Source organism: Vibrio sp. S/42/10 (assembly GCF_029890535.1).
In the GTDB taxonomy this organism is placed as follows: domain Bacteria; phylum Pseudomonadota; class Gammaproteobacteria; order Enterobacterales; family Vibrionaceae; genus Vibrio; species Vibrio cyclitrophicus.
The window spans coordinates 83,666-103,657 of sequence record NZ_JAKMZC010000008.1; the positions used below are offsets into that span (position 1 = coordinate 83,666).

At 44.8% G+C, this 19,992-nt stretch carries 16 protein-coding genes; 6 read left to right on the forward strand and 10 right to left on the reverse strand.

What is annotated here, in order from left to right; translation table 11 throughout:
- Window positions 1–12 precede the first annotated feature (12 nt).
- Genes L8S15_RS10975 through pilM form a run of 4 tightly spaced genes read right to left on the reverse strand, consistent with a single transcriptional unit; the run spans window position 13 to window position 2,763 of the window.
- Window positions 13–531: a pilus assembly protein PilP gene (locus tag L8S15_RS10975; protein ID WP_016767989.1), complete on the reverse strand. Its 519-nt coding sequence runs from the start codon at window positions 529–531 to the stop codon at window positions 13–15.
- Window positions 518–1,147: a type 4a pilus biogenesis protein PilO gene (gene pilO, locus L8S15_RS10980; protein ID WP_010435284.1), complete on the reverse strand. Its 630-nt coding sequence runs from the start codon at window positions 1,145–1,147 to the stop codon at window positions 518–520. The genes L8S15_RS10975 and pilO overlap by 14 nt, the downstream gene beginning before the upstream one ends.
- Complete coding sequence (locus L8S15_RS10985) at window positions 1,140–1,754, reverse strand: PilN domain-containing protein (protein ID WP_016767987.1); 615 nt, start codon at window positions 1,752–1,754, stop codon at window positions 1,140–1,142. The genes pilO and L8S15_RS10985 overlap by 8 nt, the downstream gene beginning before the upstream one ends.
- Entirely contained in the window at window positions 1,738–2,763 is a 1,026-nt protein-coding gene (gene pilM, locus L8S15_RS10990) for a type IV pilus assembly protein PilM (RefSeq protein ID WP_016767986.1), read from the reverse strand. Before pilM ends, L8S15_RS10985 begins: the two co-directional genes overlap by 17 nt.
- 151 nt (window positions 2,764–2,914) lie before the next feature.
- On the opposite strand from pilM, the gene L8S15_RS10995 reads away from it, so the two are divergent.
- On the forward strand, window positions 2,915–5,473 hold the full coding sequence (locus L8S15_RS10995; protein WP_010435294.1) for a PBP1A family penicillin-binding protein: 2,559 nt from the start codon (window positions 2,915–2,917) through the stop codon (window positions 5,471–5,473).
- A gap of 95 nt (window positions 5,474–5,568) precedes the next feature.
- On the opposite strand, the gene oxyR is transcribed toward L8S15_RS10995, so the two are convergent.
- Entirely contained in the window at window positions 5,569–6,462 is an 894-nt protein-coding gene (gene oxyR / locus L8S15_RS11000) for a DNA-binding transcriptional regulator OxyR (protein ID WP_010435297.1), read from the reverse strand.
- 221 nt (window positions 6,463–6,683) lie between these two features.
- Here oxyR and L8S15_RS11005 point away from each other — a divergent pair, with 221 nt between their 5' ends.
- Window positions 6,684–7,412 carry a glutathione peroxidase gene (locus tag L8S15_RS11005; RefSeq protein ID WP_010435300.1) on the forward strand — a complete coding sequence of 243 codons (729 nt, stop codon included), beginning with the start codon at window positions 6,684–6,686 and terminating at the stop codon, window positions 7,410–7,412.
- Between the two features lie 323 nt (window positions 7,413–7,735).
- Entirely contained in the window at window positions 7,736–9,202 is a 1,467-nt protein-coding gene (locus L8S15_RS11010) for a dihydrolipoyl dehydrogenase (RefSeq protein ID WP_010435302.1), read from the forward strand.
- A gap of 236 nt (window positions 9,203–9,438) precedes the next feature.
- On the opposite strand, the gene L8S15_RS11015 is transcribed toward L8S15_RS11010, so the two are convergent.
- A complete protein-coding gene (locus L8S15_RS11015) occupies window positions 9,439–9,786 on the reverse strand; it encodes a RidA family protein (protein ID WP_010435305.1) in 348 nt (115 codons plus the stop codon).
- Window positions 9,787–9,873: 87 nt separating this feature from the next.
- On the opposite strand from L8S15_RS11015, the gene L8S15_RS11020 reads away from it, so the two are divergent.
- Window positions 9,874–10,122, forward strand: a complete 249-nt coding sequence (locus L8S15_RS11020; RefSeq protein ID WP_080572706.1) for a DUF3624 domain-containing protein — start codon at window positions 9,874–9,876, stop codon at window positions 10,120–10,122.
- A gap of 280 nt (window positions 10,123–10,402) precedes the next feature.
- On the opposite strand, the gene argH is transcribed toward L8S15_RS11020, so the two are convergent.
- The 4 genes from argH to argC form a co-directional block, all read right to left on the reverse strand.
- The gene (gene argH / locus L8S15_RS11025; RefSeq protein WP_010435308.1) at window positions 10,403–12,277 is read right to left on the reverse strand and encodes an argininosuccinate lyase; all 1,875 of its coding nucleotides are present in this window, start codon (window positions 12,275–12,277) and stop codon (window positions 10,403–10,405) included.
- Window positions 12,278–12,622: 345 nt separating this feature from the next.
- On the reverse strand, window positions 12,623–13,834 hold the full coding sequence (locus tag L8S15_RS11030) for an argininosuccinate synthase (protein WP_010435312.1): 1,212 nt from the start codon (window positions 13,832–13,834) through the stop codon (window positions 12,623–12,625).
- A gap of 120 nt (window positions 13,835–13,954) precedes the next feature.
- Window positions 13,955–14,743 (reverse strand): acetylglutamate kinase, encoded by a 789-nt coding sequence (gene argB, locus L8S15_RS11035; protein ID WP_010435314.1) that lies wholly within the window; start codon window positions 14,741–14,743, stop codon window positions 13,955–13,957.
- A 12-nt stretch (window positions 14,744–14,755) separates the two neighbouring features.
- On the reverse strand, window positions 14,756–15,760 hold the full coding sequence (gene argC, locus L8S15_RS11040) for an N-acetyl-gamma-glutamyl-phosphate reductase (RefSeq protein ID WP_016767982.1): 1,005 nt from the start codon (window positions 15,758–15,760) through the stop codon (window positions 14,756–14,758).
- 153 nt (window positions 15,761–15,913) lie between these two features.
- On the opposite strand from argC, the gene argE reads away from it, so the two are divergent.
- Together argE and ppc are read left to right on the forward strand one after the other, a co-directional pair.
- Window positions 15,914–17,050 carry an acetylornithine deacetylase gene (argE, locus tag L8S15_RS11045; RefSeq protein WP_016783697.1) on the forward strand — a complete coding sequence of 379 codons (1,137 nt, stop codon included), beginning with the start codon at window positions 15,914–15,916 and terminating at the stop codon, window positions 17,048–17,050.
- A 253-nt stretch (window positions 17,051–17,303) separates the two neighbouring features.
- Window positions 17,304–19,940, forward strand: coding sequence for a phosphoenolpyruvate carboxylase (gene ppc, locus L8S15_RS11050; RefSeq protein ID WP_016783696.1), 2,637 nt, complete (start codon window positions 17,304–17,306; stop codon window positions 19,938–19,940).
- Window positions 19,941–19,992: the final 52 nt, after the last annotated feature.

The following is a 19,992-nucleotide window of genomic DNA, read 5'->3' on the forward strand; positions in this document are numbered from 1 at the left end:
TGTGACATTGGTTTACTTCAGAGCCAGCCTAACGTTGCGCTTGTGCCAACAACCTAAGCCATCTGGAAGAGTTTCATTAATCAGAACGTACTGGCTTGTTACCTTGGTAACTCGACCATTGTTTAAGCCGATGAACTGACCTTTCTTAACATTCACAACGTTACCTATAGGCGTCTGCACAAGGCCAAATACACTTGAGTCACTTCCCATTACACCTTTTAAACGCAACTGATTTAGCGGGTACTTTTCTAATTTTCCATTACGAGCACGAGTACTGGGCTGCCAACAGTTTTTTTTAACCAGAGGTTGATTCTGCACAATAGCTTCCTGAGGAAGTTCAAAAGGAGGACGAAAAGCTCGGCGTTGATAAGTGGCAGCAGCAAACTCAGAGGCAGGAACAAGCTGTTCCACCTCTTTCCTCGCCTTGACCTCAACTTGCACAACAAAGTCTTCTAACGAATCCTCATTTGCTTTGCAGCCCGACAATAAAAGTAATAACAAGATCGAATAAAGCGTGTTACTGGGTTTCATCATTCACCTCCGACTTAAACTGGTAGGTATAAGCGCGAACCCTAAAGTGCAGCGTGCTACTTTCTTGACTGACTCGCTGCCAGTTCACATCATCAAAGCTAATAATTCGTGGCAGCTTAGCGATGGCCGCCGAGAAATCACCAATCTCATGGTAGTCACCCGTCAACTCGATATTGAGAGGTAACCGATACAGAAACGCTTTGTTTTGCTTCTGCCCCCAATCAATCCGTGTAAACGTCAGCTTGTTATCCAAGCCAAGTTCATTCACTGAGGCCAACATGCTGGCCAGCTCCTTTTGAACCGGTAGTTGCTCTAACAAGTAGTCGTAACGGCTAGTTAATTCATCTAACTGACTCTGCAACTTAGGCAAGGCTGCAACCTTATTGGCCTTTATTCTCAAGGTCGCTTTTAAGGTTTGCTCTTGTTGTTTCATTTTCTGTAGCTCATCGTCCAAAGGCAGAATATAGAGCCAAGTCCCTAATCCTTGGATAAGCACCATCAACAACAGAATCACCAGTAATTGAGGCAGTAACGGCCATTCGGTGATTTCATCAACATCAAGATCTTGCAAGCTCATCCTATTTTGCCAACTAATCCTATTTTGAAGGTTAGCCATGATTCGCCCCCTTCTCTTTTATGTTCGCAGTTGTGCCCTCTGCGGTTGTGTTTTCTAAAGAAACAGGGCTAAACACAAAAGAGACCTTGAAGCTCTGAAACTCTTTATTGAAGCGCTTACGGTTATGAACAATAGAGTGCATCTCAACTTCTTTAAGAGAGTCAGAACGTTCTAGGTTGTCCAACATGGTGGCTAGACGAGCGGTGCTGTCGCTGATGCCCGACATTTCAATCTCCTGACCATTCATCTTTATCTTGTCGACATACACGCCCTCAGGAATCAGCTCCGGCATCAGGTTCATAAAGTCGGTGGTTTTATTGCGCCCGAACTGTAAAGACTCCACGACAGCAAGTCGTGTAAGGATGGCTTTGTGCTCTTGCTCTGCGACTTTTAATGACTGGATTTGTCGGTCGAGCACTCCGATGTACTTATCGAGATAACTGAGGCGCGCTTGCTGCTTGGCTTGTTGGTCATGAAAATAGTGTCCCACCGCCCATTGCCCGGCAAGCGCAATGATGACGCCAAGAATGACCAGATGAATGAAACGCTTTTTATGCTGAGCGCGAATCTCATCACGCCACGACAACAGGTTAATTTGATGCAACATGCTTTTCTCCCTGCCACTTGAGTCCACTCATCGCCATGCCTGCTGCAATACCAAAATGTTGCCAATCCATGGGTAATCGACGTTTTTTCGCGACCTTATTCTCAAACAAAGATAGGGGGTTCAAAGACTCACAACTTAACTGAAAATGTCGCTCTAACTCTTCAACGACCATCGGCATACTTGCTCCTTCGCCCATTAGCCAAATTCCTGAGATAGGTTGAAGCGCATTGACCGATGAATAGAGCTGTAACTGACGCTTGAGTTTTTCAATCAAATTGACAATAAACTTATGCTTCTCCTCAACGTTACTAAACCCACCCTCCATATCCATCGAGTTACCCGTACTGCAAAGATCTTGAATGCCAAAGGCAATATCTTTATAAAATGGCGCTGAACCTTGGGGAATAATGCCTAATGAAGTTTGATCAACGCCAACATCCACCAACAGCCAATTCTTTTTTTCTGGATACAAATGCGAAGCCAATTGCCAAATGTTGAGTAAACCATGGGCCTGAGTGTCGACAACGATGGGCTTAAACCCTGCTTTCGTTAGCGCGTCAGCTCGGCTATCAACCACCTCTTTACGAGTCGCATACACTTGATAGCTGCTTGTTGCTCCTTTACCAAATCGTTTGTCTTCTAGCTTTACAAAATCTAAACTCAGCTCCTCGATAGGAAAGGGAGATTGATGAGCAAAGGTTTGATAGATCGAGAACTCCTTTTCTCTATCTTCTAATTCGCTCTCTATTTGCAGTACTTTGCTGATCACCGTGTTATCCGGTACCGAAATAGCGACGTTGCGGCTTCCAAAAGGCAGCCCTTTCCTAAGTTCTTTGAGTTTCTTAACAGTTTTCTGATACTCCAAAGTATGGTTAGCTGTAAAAATGTCGTCCGAAATCGGCAGCTCTTTGTATCCCACCAGGGCATACGACTCCCCAACGGGTTTTAGTACCACGGCTTTGATGCTGTGGTGATTTATATCTATACCTGTAATTAATGATGAACCCATGTGACCTAGCTCCTGAAGTGCCAAGCATTTCGTTGATTATCTAGGGGTTGTGATTATTAGTTAAATAAGCGTTAATAAACGAAAGCTAAGTTTTTAACCTAGAGTACAAGGGTTTGCTGCTTATCAGCCTTAACTAATCAGGGATTATCCGGTGAAGTTCATAAAGCGATTATTCATATTTACATTGGTTTGCATGATTCTTGGAGTCAGTACAATTTTCGGGTTTTATTATTACGTAAAACCAGAGTTGCCTGATGTTGCCACTTTGCGTGACGTAGAACTCCAAACGCCAATGCAAGTCTTCAGTCAAGACGGTAAATTGATCTCTCAATTTGGTGAAAAACGTCGTAACCCAGTCACTTATGACGAGATCCCTCGCCACTTAATTGAGGCTCTGATTGCCACCGAAGACAGTCGTTTTTACGAGCACCCAGGTATTGACCCAATCGGTATTACTCGTGCAGCGATCGTGGTTGCGATGTCGGGTTCAGCAAAACAAGGGGCGAGTACCATTACTCAGCAACTTGCACGTAATTTCTTCTTATCTAATGAGAAGAAGATCATGCGTAAAATCAAAGAGATCTTTATTGCGATCCACATTGAACAGCTGCTAAGTAAAGAAGAGATCATGGAACTGTACGTGAACAAGATTTTCCTTGGTCATCGTTCATATGGTTTCGGCGCCGCAGCTCGTGTTTACTTCGGTAAAGACCTTCCAGAACTAACACTCAGTGAGCTCGCTACGCTTGCTGGTATGCCAAAAGCACCGTCAACCATGAATCCTATTTACTCGGTAGAGCGCGCAACTCATCGTCGTAACGTTGTATTGCGTCGTATGTTAGACGAACAGTACATCACTCAAGAAGAGTACGATGACGCTCGCAGTGAAGAACTTATCTCTAAGTACCACGGTGCCGAAATTGAACTCAGTGCACCGTATGTTGCTGAAGTCGCACGTGCTTGGATGGTTGAGCGATACGGTGAAGCCGCTTACACATCAGGTATGAAGGTTTATACGACTGTTGATTCAAAGCTGCAGAAAGCCGCAAACCAAGCTGCGATTAAAAACCTACTTGGTTATGATGAGCGTCACGGTTACCGCGGTGCTGAAAAAGTGTTGTGGCAAACTGAGCAATCGGCTTGGGAGCATGAACAAATCGTTAAGCACCTTAAATCTCAACCAACCTATGGCGACCTAGTCCCAGCAGTGGTTACGGCCGTCGATGCAAAAAGCGCACAAATCTGGGTTAAGAACCAAGGTGAAGGCTCTATCGAATGGCAGGGTATGAATTGGGCGCGTAAATTCCTAACCGACAACCGCCAAGGACCTGCGCCTTCTCAAGCAAAAGAGATTCTGGCTGTTGGTGAACAAATTTGGGTTCGCCATGAAGCAATTACAGGCGACGAAGTATCTGAAGAGCCTAAAGAAGAATCAGCGATAACTGAACCTGCAAAACCTGTTGTATGGCGACTAAGCCAAGTACCCAATGCGAATACCGCTTTTGTTGCAATGAATCCAAATAACGGCGCGGTATTGTCGATGGTCGGTGGTTTTAACTTTGTTCACAACAAATTCAACCGCGCGACGCAATCTATTCGTCAAGTCGGTTCTGGTATCAAACCATTTATTTACTCGGCGGCGATTGATAAAGGCTTAACGCTGGCATCACTGATCAACGATGCGCCTATCAACCAATGGGATAAGAGCCAAGGTACGGCATGGCGACCAAAGAACTCACCACCGACATACGTGGGTCCTACGCGTTTACGTATTGGCTTAGCTCAATCTAAAAACGTAATGGCTGTCCGTGTACTACGTGAAGTGGGGTTGGATGACACTCGTAATTACCTAACTCGTTTTGGTTTTGATATTGATGAAGTACCTCGCTCAGAAACTATTGCTCTAGGTGCTGGCAGCTTAACACCAATGAAAGTAGCGCAAGGTTACTCAGTATTTGCGAATGGCGGCTACTACGTAGAGCCTTTCTACATCAGTCGTATTGAAACGCCATTTGGTGAAATTGAATTTGAAGCGACACCAAAAGTGGTGTGTAAGGATAATTGCGAGCAGAACGTCGCTACAGACCCAATGGCCGATGAGTTTGCAGAGCAAGATGTTGACGCGAAAGTACAATACGCGCCTCAAGTTATCTCTGAGCAGAACGCTTTCCTTGTTCGTGAAATGATGTACAGCAACATCTGGGGTGGCGGAGATTGGAGTGCTGGTACTGGTTGGAACGGTACAGGCTGGCGTGCTCAGCCATTGAAGCGTCGTGACATTGGCGGTAAAACTGGCACCACTAACGATTCAAAAGATACTTGGTACAGCGGCTACGGCCCAGGCATGGTTGCAACGGTATGGGTGGGTTTTGATAACCACAACCGCAACCTAGGTAGAACCAAAGCGAACTCAAACCTTGGCAAGAACCAGATTACAGGTGCAGAAGCTGGTGCTAAAACAGCAGAGCCTGCATGGGTAGATTTCATGGGTACAGCGTTAGCTGGCGTGCCAGCACAACGTAAAGAACTTCCGGAAAACATCATCCGTGTTCGTATCGACCGCGAAACTGGCTTACTGACAAACAAGTTCGATAGTTCATCAATGTTCGAGTACTTCGAGAAAGGCACAGAGCCAACCGAATACATCACTGAACGTTTCAATGACATCTACTCAACATCATCAGGTGAAGCCGTAGAAGAACTGTTCTAACTAGGGTTTGTTGAACCTAGCAACATGAACCAACAAAAAGGGTTGATATGAATTCATATCAACCCTTTTTTATATCTATTATTTAATACAAACCGCTAAACTGCTTTCTCTAATTGAACTCGGATAGTGTCCGCCAGTTGCTCAAAACGTCCCTTCAATGGAGAGCCCGGTCGATATGCGACCACAATACGACGTGAAGGTGTTGGATTAACAGCCGGTACGTAACACACACCGTCTTTCTTTTTTTCCTTTGGAACGGAAAGTTGAGGTAACAAGGTAATGCCTGCCCCTGCGGCGACCATGTTACGAAGCGTCTCTAAACTGGTCGCTTTAAAGCGTTCATCATCTTTTGCACCTGCGGCAAAACAAAACCCTAACGCTTGGTCTCGTAAACAATGCCCATCGCCCAAAGCCAGTACCGTTCTCCCGTTAAGCTGCAACATGTCCACACTGTCTTGATTCGCCCATTCATGGTCGCATGGCACGGCAACACTCAATGGCTCATCGTAAACATCAATTTCTTTAAAAGAAGCCGTTTCATCAACCGCAGCCAGTACTAAACAATCCAATTTGCCATCTTCTAGCTGACTCACTAATTGATTTGTCTGTGCTTCATGCAAGTAAAGCTCAAGATCTGGAAAGCACTCTTTCAGATGAGGAATAATTTTCGGCAAGATGTATGGGCCAACGGTCGGAATAAAACCAATATGCATTGGCCCCGTCATCGCTTCACCATGCCCGCTCGCCATATCTTTAAAAGTTTTCACTTCATTAAGAATACGCTTTGCCTGCTCGACAAGTTGTAAACCCGATTCTGTAAATATTACCTTCCTTGGGCTACGCTCGGTTAACTGAAGTCCAATTTCATCTTCTAGTTTACGTATCTGTCCGCTCAAGGTGGGCTGACTGACAAAGCACGCTTCTGCCGCTTTTCTAAAGTGCTTATGCTCTGCAAGAGCCACTAAGTATTCAAAGTCACGAATGTTCATGATCTGTCTCTTACCTCAAGTTTTAAAAAGAACAAAGGTCTGAATATAAATATTTTGGAATAAAATACTTTTGATAGAATTTACCTATCAAAACCATAACATCAAACGATTAGAACTATCAAAGGTTTTATCTAATAATGGGCTCAACGAAACGAAACAGAGCAAAGAAAAACGTTAAGCTCTGATAGAACAAAATTAAAATACTATTTAAGGAAATCAATATGTTTGCATCTAAAGAAGGTCAATCAATCCCTCAAGTAACATTCCCAACTCGCCAAGGTGATGCATGGGTTAACGTAACGACGGAAGAACTATTCAAAGATAAGACAGTTATCGTATTCAGCCTGCCAGGTGCGTTTACACCAACATGTTCTTCAAGCCACTTACCTCGTTACAACGAACTACACTCAGTGTTCAAAGAAAACGGCGTTGATGACATCCTTTGTGTTTCAGTAAACGATACGTTCGTAATGAACGCATGGAAAGCAGACCAAGAAGCTGAAAAAATCACATTCATCCCAGATGGCAACGGTGACTTCACAGACGGCATGGGTATGCTGGTTGAGAAAAACGACATCGGCTTCGGCAAACGTTCATGGCGCTACAGCATGCTGGTTAAAAACGGCGTGGTAGAAAAAATGTTCATCGAAGAAGATGTACCAGGCGACCCGTTCAAGGTTTCTGATGCAGATACTATGCTTAACTACATTGCTCCTGAGCACAAAGAGCAAGAGTCGATCACAGTATTCACTAAGCCAGGCTGTCCTTTCTGTATGAAAGCGAAACAAAACCTAATCGACAAAGGTCTAAACTACGAAGAAGTGGTGTTAGGTAAAGACGCAACAACAGTAAGCCTACGTGCAATCTCTGGTCGCACTACCGTTCCTCAAGTATTCATCGGTGGCAAACACATCGGTGGCAGCGAAGAACTAGAAGCTTTCCTAGGTTAATCACTTAGTCGCTAATAAACGCCTAGCAATTAAATAACCTAAGTAATTAAATAACCTAAGTAATTAAATAGCTTAGTAATACCAGCTAACCCAACCTCTTGTGGGTTAGCTATTCCAAATCACTCTTATATGAGCTTTGGAAAAGATAAAGCTTCTGACTCGCGAACTTTTAACTAACCTATAGTTAGTAACAAAAAGCTGAATCACAAGCTAAACCTAATAAAACAGAATCACAAAACTGACCCGCTATCCTGACTCTCAACAAATCACCAGAGTTGGAGGGGTTTGTTCAAACTAAATTTAGCCATTGCGAGAAGATTATTATGAAACAAGTCAATGTAGATGTAGCAGTTATCGGGGGCGGTACGGCAGGTCTAGGTTCTTACCGCGCTGCAAAAGCACACACTGACAGTGTTGTGATGATTGAAGGCGGCCCTTACGGTACAACCTGTGCTCGTGTTGGTTGTATGCCATCGAAACTGCTTATTGCAGCTGCAGAAAGCGTACACCAAATAGAGAAAGCTCCGGCTTTTGGCGTTCACCCACAAGGTGATATCGTGATTAACGGCCGTGAAGTGATGGATCGAGTGAAGTTTGAGCGTGACCGTTTTGTTGGTTTTGTTTTAGAAGGTGTTGATGAAATCCCAGAGCAAGACAAGATCTCTGGTTACGCAAAGTTCTTAGATGACAACACGCTACAAATTGATGATCACACGGTTGTCACCGCTAAACGTATTGTTATAGCAACCGGTTCTCGCCCTGCATATCCTGCAGTTTGGAATGAGCTTGGTGACCGTCTGATCATTAACGACGACGTGTTCAGCTGGGATGATTTACCGGAATCAGTCGCAGTATTTGGCCCTGGTGTTATTGGGCTTGAGCTTGGTCAGTCACTGCACCGCTTGGGTGTAAAAACAAAACTGTTCGGTTTAGGTGGTCAAGTAGGCCCAGTAACCGACCCAGAGATCATGGCTTACGCAGACAAAGCTTTCAATGAAGAGTTCTACCTAGATGCTGACGTAAAAATCGAAAGCATGAAGCGTATTATGACTGAATCAGGCGAAGTTCGCGTCGAAATCCAGTTCATCAATAAGCAAGGTGAACTAGAAACCAACATCGTTGAGTTCGTACTGGCAGCAACAGGTCGTCGTCCTAATACAGACAAGCTTGGACTAGAAAATACCTCTCTAGAACTTGATGAGCGTGGTGTTCCAATCGCAGACCACTACACGCTACAAACATCGCTACCATCAGTATTCATTGCAGGTGATGCAAGCAACCAACTGCCTCTACTACATGAAGCAGCAGACCAAGCTCGTATTGCGGGCGACAACGCAGGTCGTTTTCCTGAAATTCGAGCAGGCTTACGCCGCTCTAAAATTTCAGCGGTATTCTCTGACCCGCAAATCGCGATGGTTGGTGAAACGTACAAAGAGATCACAACACGATTGGGCACATGTGGTTGTTTCGCAACAGGTGAAGTGTCGTTTGAGAGCCAAGGTCGTTCACGAGTGATGCTACGCAACAAAGGTATCCTGCACGTTTACGGCGAACAAGGCACTGGTCGCTTCCTTGGTGCTGAGATGATGGGACCAAATGCGGAACACTTGGCGCACCTATTAGCTTGGGCACATCAGAATAAGATGACGATTTCGGAAATGCTAGACATGCCTTTCTACCACCCAGTGATTGAAGAAGGTGTACGGACAGCACTACGTGACTTGAATGCGAAACTGCACCTAGGTCCAGAGACGGTGAAACACTGTCTAGATTGCGGACCGGGCTGTTAATCTCAGATTATCGTTAGCAGTTAGCAAACACTAGATACTAAAAAGGAAAGCCATTGGCTTTCCTTTTTTTGCAACGAGCAAATAACAGACTCCCTATTACGCTCCTTCGTCACTATCGGAAATGACGATAATTTTCACAATATGGTAGGAACAAAATCCTCTACGTCATTCCAGAACCGAGGGACGAGGTATCTGGAGTCTCTTGAAGCCATAGCCTGTCGCTAAATACTTAGCAGTTACTTCTCAGCAGCAATCACAGAGATTTCAACAAGTAGCGCTTCGCGAGCCATATCGCCAGTCACACATGCGCGAGCTGGAGCGTGACCTTCTGGTACCCATGCATCCCAAACTGCGTTCATTTCTTGGAAATCTTTCATGTCTTTCAAGTAAATCGTTGCTGACAGCATGTGCTCTTTGTCGCTGCCTGCTTGCTCAAGTAGCACTTCTACTTTATCTAGCATCGTCTGTGTTTGCTCAGTGATGTCTTTGGTTGCATCAGCACACACTTGGCCACATAGGTAGATAGTGCCGTTGTGTTTCACAATACGGCTCATGCGTTGTTTGGTGTCTTGGCGCTCAATCATCGACTTTCTCTCTCTGTGTCACCGTGATCCAATATCTTGTGACGTGTTATTATCAGGGCAACAAGCATAACGCGAATCAAACCCAAGATGACATGCATTCATTGCAATAAAAGTGAAAAAATCCGTAACAAACTCGGTCGCTGCCAGCGTTGCATGAATCAGCTGATGGTGTTGTCGATTTTGAGTTGGGGAGTATGGTGGCTATTTTTCAGAGAAGATCCAAAAACCATCAATGCCATCGCTTTGATGATGGCCGCTTTCGCGTTCAGTGGTTTGTTGTCGCTGCATTGGTTCATGAAGTTTGTCGTGCTGCCTTTAAGGAACAAAAAGCATTAATAACGAGATTGGTTGGATAGAGGATAACGGCTAAGTGCTAAGTGCTAAGTGCTAAGTGCTAAGTGCTAGATTCAATACACAAAGAATTAATCTCAACTCGAGTTATCATCACTTCTCAAACAACAGATAGAAAAAAGCCCCAGAACCAATCGATTCTAGGGCTTTCTTAGAAAATTCTAAGAAAAAGCAGTGGTACTTTAATAGACCGGACTTTTCTTAATTTGTTCCCAAAAAAGATCAGATTTTTGATCTTTTTTTAGGGAGCTACAAAATCAATGCGTTATGCCACATTAACCTTTGCGATAATCTGCTCTACCAAGTTTACTTCCAAGGCCACTTCATCACATGCATGTTGACGAGGGCACTGGTCACAATCTTTCAGTACTTTCTCTGGCAACAAAGATTTTGAAGTTGGTAAGAAGTCATGCTTCATAAAGAACTCAGGAGTGCGCGTCAGTACAAACACCTTCTTGATGGCCATTTGTCGTGCTTTATCAACCAAGTGTTGCACAATCGCCGTACCCTGCCCTTGACCTTGCCAGCCAGCTTCCACACCAAGTGAGCGAATTTCTGCTAAGCCAGAGTCATACACATAGAGTGATGCACAACCAGTGACTTCACCATGATGTTCTGCGACCGCAAACGAGCCAATATCACGCACCAGTTCATTACGAGAGCGAGGTAGGTTTTCACCCATATTCGCCCAGTAGGCCACCATGCCTTCTAATGCTTCAATATCGGTCAGACGAGCAGGACGAACCTTCACAATAGAAGTGTCACGCTGTGATAAACGTTTCTCTGCTTGGTCAACCGCGTAAGCCACCTGCTGTGGTGATACACCGCCTAGCGCACTACGTTTTTCAAGACACGATTCAATGGTTAGGATGTCATACACATCCTCTTCTATCACCTCAGAGAACTCTTTCATCTCTGCGATGGTTAATTCTTCTAATGCGCAGCCTTTTGCAATCGCCGCCACTACCGTTACACCGACAATGTGGTGAGCTTCACGGAAAGGAATGCCTTTCGCTACTAGATAATCAGCCAGTTCAGTTGAGTTCGCGTAGCCTTGTTTTGCCGCTTCAAGTGTACGCTCGCCGTTCACTTTAATACCGTCAAAACACAATGCCGCCATTTCCATACAATCATTCCAAGTATCTAAAGCGTCGAACAGACCTTCTTTATCTTCTTGCATGTCTTTGTTGTACGCCAAAGGCAGAGCTTTCACTGTCATCATCATTGCGGCTAATGAGCCATAAACACGGCCAGTTTTGCCACGAATCAATTCTAGCGCATCAGGGTTTTTCTTTTGTGGCATAAGAGATGAACCTGACGTCACGGTATCCGCTAACTCGATGAAGTTTGATTCACCTGAGTTGTAGAAAATCATATCTTCTGCAAGACGTGAAAGGTGAAGCATTGAAATAGAAGCGATCGACATCAGCTCCATCACATGGTCACGGTCAGAAACTGAATCTAGAGAGTTGCGCGTTGCACGACGGAAACCTAAGTTGTGAGCTAACTCTTCACGGTCCATCGGGTAAGCAGTTCCTGCAAGGGCACCAGAACCCAGCGGACATGTATCTAGACGCTTAATCGCATCATTCAAACGTGAATAGTCACGCTCAAGCATTTCAACGTAAGCCAAGCACCAGTGAGCAAAAGTTACCGGCTGAGCACGCTGTAAGTGAGTGTAGCCAGGAAGCACGGTTTCTTGATGCTGAGAAGCAACATTCACCATTTGGCTCTGCAGACGATCAAGCGCTAGCAACAGTTGGTTGCCTTGTTGACGACACCATAGCTTAAGGTCTGTCGCCACTTGGTCGTTACGAGAACGGCCAGTGTGGAGCTTTTTACCTAAATCACCGACTTTGCCGATAAGTTGTTGCTCAACCCAGCTGTGAATATCTTCTGCATCAGAACGTAAGATCTGTTCAGGGTCTTCCATCACTTCAAGTTTTAGCTCATTCAGCGCTAACTCAAGCTTCTGTTGCTCTTCTTCTGTTAATACGTTGACCGATTGTAGAGCTTTTGACCAGGCAATTGAGCCCACAATGTCTTGCTCAGCCAATCGGTAATCAAAACGAAGAGAATCGTTAAAATCTTTAAACCGGGTGTCTGCTGCTTGGGTAAATCTACCGCCCCATAATGCCATTGTGTATCTCCTAATTGCACAGTGCTCACTGTTTTTGCAAATGATAATTCTGATTAAGATTCAGTATTTTTCTGATGGTTTAAACTTACGGCAATTCAAAATGAAAATAAAGTATTAATTCATTATTTTCACATATTTATTCACAAAAAGTTCAATCCATTGATTATTTCATTGTGGAGCGTGAATTATATGCCATTCGATAGTAAAAACCGAAGCTGATTTATTAAACAAACAGAAAGCAAAAAGCCCACTCACTAATCAATAGTGAATGGGCTTTGCATAATAATGTCTGTTTACTGGCCTTCAACCTTTCGCGGAGGCTAGCTCACTAACTCATAGTTAGGATTACTTTTGACTATTCAAAGCACGGATACGGCTTGATAGTGAGTAAAGACGGATGAAGCCTTCAGCATGGCTTTGGTCGTAAACTTCATCTTCACCAAAGGTTGCAAATTCTTCTGAGTACAAACTGTTGTCAGAACGTTTCTGAGTCACCGTTGCATGGCCTTTGTAAAGCTTAATAACCACTTCACCATTTACGTCTTGTGCTAGTTCATCTGTCGCCGCAAGAATTGACTTACATAGCGGAGTGAACCAACGACCATCGTATACAAGGTGAGAAGCTTTAACACCTAGCTCTTCACGGAATTCGAATGCCGCTTTATCAAGAACCAGTTGCTCTACTGCACGCAGTGCTTCCATCATGATTGTGCCACCTGGAGTTTCGTAACAACCACGAGACTTCATACCAACAAGACGGTTCTCTACGATATCGATACGACCAACACCGTGCTTAGCACCCTTCTCATTGAGGTAAACCAGTGCGTTGTATGGCGTCATTGCTTCGCCATCTACCGCTACCACTTCGCCTTTTTCAACTTTCAGCGTTACTGTTTCAGATTCGTTTGGTGCTTGCTCTGGATCTACCGTCCAAGCCCAGCAATCTTCATCAGGTGCATTCCATGTATTTTCCAGAACACCGCCTTCTGTAGAGATGTGCCATGCGTTTGCATCACGTGAGTAAATCTTAGTAAGAGAAGCTGTACAAGGAATGTTACGCTCAGCTAGGTAATCTAGACACTCTTCACGGCTCACTAGATCCCACTCACGCCATGGCGCAATTACGTGTAGATCTGGAGCCAGTGCAGCGAATGCGCCTTCAAAACGAACTTGGTCATTACCTTTACCTGTACAACCGTGACAAAGTGCGTCAGCGCCAACTTTACGCGCAACTTCAACTTGTGCCTTCGCGATGATTGGACGCGCCATTGAAGTGCCTAGTAGGTATTTACCTTCGTAGTAAGCACCTGTTTTTAGCGTTGGGTAGATGTAGTCTGCGACCATTTCTTCTTTAAGGTCAGCGATGTAACATTCAGATGCTCCAGACGCTTTTGCTTTTTCTTCGATGCCAATCAGCTCTTCATCACCTTGGCCTACATCAGCAACAAATGCGATAACTTCGCAATCATAGTTCTCTTTCAACCATGGAATGATTACTGATGTGTCTAGACCGCCAGAGTAGGCTACTACAACTTTCTTTACGTTAACTTTGCTCATTTTCTTTCTCCTAGTTTCCATACTGCACATGGCGGTCAGCGTTGGAAATGACTTTAATAGTTATATGTTTGTACTAAATTTTTTTGTCTAAATTCTTTAAGTAGTAACTCGTTGTGAGGCCTACTGAGGTAAAAACTGTGTTCCTATACTTTTACCTGAAAAAAGTTGTGTTAGTTTTTCTGGATATCGCCAAGTAGCAACTTCGATAGGTCGTCCTAAGTCGTTAGCAGCTTCTAGTGCGGCTTGTACCTTGACGATCATGCCATCGGTAATCACTTTACCGGTAATCAGGTCATCGGCTTGTTTTTGGTTAAGGCTTGGAATGAGGTGGCCTTTGCCATCCAACACACCACTGACATCAGAAAGTAGCACCAATTCAGCATCGAGTGCGCCAGCAACGGCAACCGCCGCTTGGTCTGCATTGACGTTCATCAGTTGGCCTTGTTCAGTCAAACCAATCGAGCTAATGATTGGCAATGCGCCAGCATTAAGAATGGCTTGTAGAACAGTTGAGTCTCCCGGCTCCGCTTTGCCTACCGCGCCCAGTTCAGGATCCAGTTCGCTCACTTTACATAAGCCGCCATCTGCTAGGCTCAAACCAACAGCGTTGATGCCATCTTTAATCGCCTGACCTTGAAGTAGTTTGTTAGCCGTGCCCGCTAATGCACCGGCGATCACAGGGATTTGGTCGTAAGGGGTAACACGTAGCCCCTCTTTCTTCACCGTCTTTAGGTTTAAATTCTTCATCAAGTCATCAACAAGGTAGCCGCCACCGTGCACAATCACGATTGGTCGTTGTGCCTGTTGTTGGTAAGCAGAAATTGCACCAAATAACTTGCTAAGTGTTTCACCACAAGATAGCGCAGCGCCACCTAACTTTATGATTAATGGTTGATTATTCAGGCTCATATCTGGATTCCTTTACACTAACGCAGTTAATGGTGCAAAACCATAACGTAAATTTAAACACTGCATCGCTTGACTAGATGCACCCTTTAATAAGTTATCAATCGCTGAAACAACGATGATGTGCTGACCTTGAACCTTCCAACCTAAATCGCAGAAAGGTGTCTGTTCTACATCTTGAATTCTTGGCAGTGTCTCTTCGAGTAATCTCACTGCTGGCTTACCTTGATAAGCTTTCTCAAAGGCTTCTTGTATCTGTTTTTCTGTCACGCCTTCAGCCAACTTCATGGTAATGGTTGCCAAAATACCGCGCTTAAAATTCCCTAGGTGCGGTGTGAAAATCACATCACATCCTAGATGGGCAGCCATTTCAGGTTGATGACGGTGGTTAAATACACCATAGGCTTGCAGGCTTACTTCACAGAAGCTGTTAACCATACTCGCCTTTCGACCAGCACCAGTTACACCACTGGTCGCGTTAATCACTGGCCATTGGTTTGTATCAAGTAGCTTTGCTTCCACAAGAGGTTTAATCGCCAATTGGGAGGCCGTTGGGTAGCAACCCGCTACTGCGACAAGTTGAGCTTCTTTAATTTCTTGCTCATTCCACTCAGCTAATCCGTAAGCCGCTTTATCTAACCATTGTTCGTGTTGATGCTCAAAGCCGTAGAACTCTTCGTAAAAATTTTCACCTTTCACTCTGAAGGCACCTGACAGATCGAATACTTGGCACCCATTTTCAAGAAAGATGGGTGCTAGGTCGTGACTGACTTCATGCGCGGTTGCTAAGAAAATCACATCAGACTGCTTTGCCACTTCTTCAGGATTGGTTAACGGCTGTACTGGCATATCAATCAAGCCAGCTAACTTACCGTGCAATGCTGCAATAGGTTTGCCTGCATCTACACTATTGGCTGAGACATATAAACCTGATAGCGTGAGCTCAGGGTGTCTGTTTATCATTAGAGCCAGTTCTGCTCCTGTGTAGCCGCTTGCGCCAATGATCGTGGTTTTCAACATCTCAACACATCCATTCTTGAGGTAAGTAACATTTCAAATTTGACTATTCATACTTAATTTTTAGCTTTATTTGATTTCTTATGCATTAAATATGATTTAATATGTGTTTTACCGACTTATGGTTTTCCTGTCAATAGTAGAAGTGAAGATAATATGCAATTACCGAGTTTTCTTGAGGTCTATAAAGGCCTAATTTCCACAGACTCTATTAGCTCTACCGATCCAAGCTGGGATCATGGCAACGAAAAAGTCATAGAAAAAATGGCGCAATGGTTTAAAGACCTGGGCTTTAGCGTTGAAGTAGTGGAAGTCGAACCCGGCAAGCATAATATGGTTGCGAAGATGGGTTCTGGTGAAGGTGGCTTGCTACTTGCGGGACACAGCGACACGGTTCCCTTCGATGAAGGACGTTGGAACTTCAACCCTCATGCGCTTACTGAACACAACAATCGCTTCTACGGACTAGGCACCGCAGATATGAAAGGCTTTTTCGCTTTCGTTTATGAAGCTGCGAAGAAAATGGATTGGAGCAAACAAACCAAACCACTTTATGTATTAGCCACCTGTGACGAAGAAACCACCATGTTAGGTGCTCGTCATTTCACGGAAAATGCACCATTTAAGCCGGATTACTGCATTATTGGTGAGCCAACCAGCCTAGTGCCGATTCGCGGTCACAAAGGTCACGTGGCAAATGCAGTGCGAGTAACGGGCAAATCAGGCCACTCTTCAGATCCAGCTTTAGGCGTCAACGCCATCGAGATCATGCATGAAGTATTGTTTGCTTTAATGCAACTGCGTGACAAGTTAGTAAAAGAGTATCATCACCCTGGTTTTGCGATTCCAAGTCCTACTCTAAACCTGGGACATATCCACGGTGGCGACAGCGCCAACCGTATCTGTGGTTGTTGTGAACTGCACTATGATGTTCGTCCTTTACCAGGCATCAGCTTAGATGGCTTGGATAACATGCTGCGTAGCGCACTTAAAGAAGTCGAAGCAAAATGGCCGGGCAGAATTGAGATTACTCCATTGCACGAACCTATTCCGGGTTACGAGTGTCAGCACGATCATCCCTTTATTGGTGGAATGGAATCGGTGTGTGAAACTGAATCTCAAACCGTGAACTACTGCACAGAGGCACCTTTCCTTCAAGAGTTGTGTCCAACCTTAGTACTGGGCCCAGGTTCAATTGATCAAGCTCACCAACCCGACGAATTCCTGAGCTTCGATTTTATTGACCCAACGATTGATGTTCTAAGTAAATCGATCCGTAAATATTGTTTCTAGTTACCCACTATCCATTCGATATTTTCCGATAAAAGCCACCCTAAAAAGTGGCTTTTATTCTGCTATCCCTGATATAGCCTTAATCTTGTAATTAAATTTCACTTTTTACCTAAGTTTTGGAAAATTTACTTCTCCCGCATTTTTAAAACTAATAATTGCAAACTTAGAATGCTTTATTTGACTAGATACAGCACTTTTCGCTAGATTGTGTACTTAACAAGGAACAATGGATGTAATTTTTTTACGAGGCAGGATGACAATGAACGAGAAATACGCCGCTCTCAAGAGTAACGTAAGCATGCTAGGACGCTTGCTAGGTAACACAATCCAAGATGCACATGGTGACGTTATCTTAGAGAAAGTGGAGACTATCCGTAAACTTTCCAAATCCGCCCGCGCAGGCAACAAAGCTGACCGTGACAGCCTAGTTGAAGAAATTAAAAACCTGCCGAACGAACAACTCACTCCTGTTGCTCGTGCATTTAACCAATTTCTCAACCTCACCAACATGGCAGAGCAATACCACACAATCTCTCGCCACTGTGAGGAGCATGTTTGCGAACCTGACGTGCTGCAGTCTCTATTTTCCAAATTAAATCAAAATGACATCAGCAAGTTAGATGCTGCTCAAGCTGTTCGCGATCTGAATATTGAGCTCGTTTTGACAGCTCACCCAACAGAAATTACTCGTCGCACCATGATCAACAAGTTAGTTAAGATCAACGAGTGTCTGTCTAAATTAGAATTAAGCGATCTATCACACAAAGAGCGTGTGAAAACAGAGCGTCGCCTAGAACAACTTATCGCCCAAGGTTGGCACTCAGATGTGATTCGCCAGCAACGCCCAACACCACTTGATGAAGCTAAATGGGGCTTTGCGGTTGTCGAAAACTCGCTTTGGGAAGCTGTGCCTGATTTCCTACGTGAAATGGACGGTCGACTAAAAGGCTATCTGGGTGAAGGCTTGCCAATTGATGCTCGCCCTGTCCACTTCTCATCTTGGATGGGTGGTGACCGAGATGGTAACCCATTCGTAACACACACCATCACTAAAGAAGTACTGCGTCTATCTCGCTGGAAAGCCGCTGACCTTTATCTAGGTGACGTAAACGAACTGATTACTGAACTGTCGATGACTAAGTGTAATGATGCCGTTCGTGAATTGGCTGGCGATGAACACGAAGCTTATCGTGCAATCCTCAAAAGCCTACGCACTCTGCTGAACAACACACTAGAAGTGCTCGATGCAAAACTGCATGACACTGAAGTGCCAAAGAAAGAAACACTACAGAACATCGACCAACTTTGGACACCACTTTACGCGTGTTACCAATCGCTACACGAATGTGGCATGGGCGTAATCGCAGACGGTTCTCTGCTTGATACGTTGCGCCGTCTAAAAGCATTCGGTGTACACCTGGTTCGTCTCGATGTTCGTCAAGAAAGTACACGTCACTCAGATGTGCTATCTGAACTGACTCGCTACCTAGGCATTGGCGACTACGACCAGTGGAGCGAGCAAGACAAGATTGCTTTCTTAACCAATGAATTAAGTTCTAAACGCCCACTGCTACCACGCGATTGGGAGCCATCTGAACAGGTTAAAGAGGTTTTAGACACCTGTAAGGTAATTGCAGCTCAACCTCGTGAAGCCTTCGGCGCTTACGTAATCTCAATGGCTCGTACAGCCTCTGATGTATTGGCTGTTCATTTGCTTCTGCAAGAATGTGGTTGCCCGTACCGCATGGACGTTTGTCCATTGTTCGAAACGCTAGACGATTTGAACAACTCAGAAGCCGTAATGAAACAGCTAATGAGCATCGACTTGTACCGTGGCTTTATCCAAAACCACCAAATGGTAATGATCGGATACTCTGACTCAGCAAAAGATGCTGGCGTAATGTCTGCAGGTTGGGCTCAGTATGACGCAATGGACAAGCTAGTTAAGGTTTGTGAAGAAGAAGGTATTGAACTGACTCTATTCCACGGTCGTGGTGGTACGGTTGGTCGTGGTGGTGCTCCAGCGCACGCAGCCCTACTTTCTCAGCCACCTAAGAGCTTAAAAGGCGGCTTACGTGTAACAGAACAAGGCGAAATGATCCGCTTTAAGCTTGGCCTACCAGATGTTGCCGTAAACAGTTTCAACTTATACGCAAGTGCGATTCTAGAAGCGAACCTTCTGCCGCCACCTGAGCCAAAACAAGAGTGGCGCGACCTAATGGAAGTTCTGTCTCAAGTCTCTTGCGAGGCTTACCGCAACGTGGTTCGTGGTGAAGAGAAATTCGTACCTTACTTCCGTCAAGCGACGCCTGAACTGGAGCTAGGTAAACTACCTCTTGGTTCTCGCCCTGCAAAACGCAACCCGAACGGAGGCGTAGAAAGCCTACGTGCAATTCCGTGGATCTTCTCTTGGAGCCAAAACCGTTTAGTTCTTCCTGCATGGTTAGGCGCTGGTGAAGCGATTCAATACTCAGTAGACCAAGGCCATCAAGCGCTACTTGAAGAGATGTGTCGTGAATGGCCATTCTTCTCGACTCGCCTTGGCATGCTAGAAATGGTGTACTCTAAGTGCAACATGGAAATTGCCAAGTACTACGATCAACGTCTTGTTGACGAAGAACTGTTACCTCTAGGTGAATTACTGCGTGAACAGCTGCAAAAAGACATCAAAGCAGTGCTGAATGTAGAAAATAACGAGAACTTGATGCAAAGCGACCCTTGGGGGCTTGAATCGATTCGTCTACGTAACATCTATGTTGAGCCACTAAACATGCTTCAAGCAGAGCTGCTTTACCGAACTCGTAAGTGTGAGACACCACCAGCAGAGCTAGAAGAAGCACTAATGGTGACGATTGCAGGTATTGCTGCTGGTATGCGAAATACAGGTTAATTAGCGAACCCTACTATAATCTAAGTAGCATTTACCTCTAAAAAAAGAACAA

Excerpts from the sequence above, each read along its gene's own strand:
- argC (WP_016767982.1), bottom strand. The coding sequence starts at position 15,760 with ATGTTGAAAACCACGATCATTGGCGCAAGCGGCTACACAGGAGCAGAA.
- L8S15_RS11020 (WP_080572706.1), top strand. The coding sequence starts at position 9,874 with ATGACATGCATTCATTGCAATAAAAGTGAAAAAATCCGTAACAAACTC.
- argB (WP_010435314.1), bottom strand. The coding sequence starts at position 14,743 with ATGAGCCTGAATAATCAACCATTAATCATAAAGTTAGGTGGCGCTGCG.
- ppc (WP_016783696.1), top strand. The coding sequence starts at position 17,304 with ATGACAATGAACGAGAAATACGCCGCTCTCAAGAGTAACGTAAGCATG.
- argH (WP_010435308.1), bottom strand. The coding sequence starts at position 12,277 with ATGGCATTATGGGGCGGTAGATTTACCCAAGCAGCAGACACCCGGTTT.
- L8S15_RS10985 (WP_016767987.1), bottom strand. The coding sequence starts at position 1,754 with ATGTTGCATCAAATTAACCTGTTGTCGTGGCGTGATGAGATTCGCGCT.
- L8S15_RS11010 (WP_010435302.1), top strand. The coding sequence starts at position 7,736 with ATGAAACAAGTCAATGTAGATGTAGCAGTTATCGGGGGCGGTACGGCA.
- L8S15_RS10975 (WP_016767989.1), bottom strand. The coding sequence starts at position 531 with ATGAAACCCAGTAACACGCTTTATTCGATCTTGTTATTACTTTTATTG.
- oxyR (WP_010435297.1), bottom strand. The coding sequence starts at position 6,462 with ATGAACATTCGTGACTTTGAATACTTAGTGGCTCTTGCAGAGCATAAG.
- argE (WP_016783697.1), top strand. The coding sequence starts at position 15,914 with ATGCAATTACCGAGTTTTCTTGAGGTCTATAAAGGCCTAATTTCCACA.
- L8S15_RS11030 (WP_010435312.1), bottom strand. The coding sequence starts at position 13,834 with ATGAGCAAAGTTAACGTAAAGAAAGTTGTAGTAGCCTACTCTGGCGGT.
- pilM (WP_016767986.1), bottom strand. The coding sequence starts at position 2,763 with ATGGGTTCATCATTAATTACAGGTATAGATATAAATCACCACAGCATC.
- L8S15_RS11005 (WP_010435300.1), top strand. The coding sequence starts at position 6,684 with ATGTTTGCATCTAAAGAAGGTCAATCAATCCCTCAAGTAACATTCCCA.
- L8S15_RS11015 (WP_010435305.1), bottom strand. The coding sequence starts at position 9,786 with ATGATTGAGCGCCAAGACACCAAACAACGCATGAGCCGTATTGTGAAA.
- pilO (WP_010435284.1), bottom strand. The coding sequence starts at position 1,147 with ATGGCTAACCTTCAAAATAGGATTAGTTGGCAAAATAGGATGAGCTTG.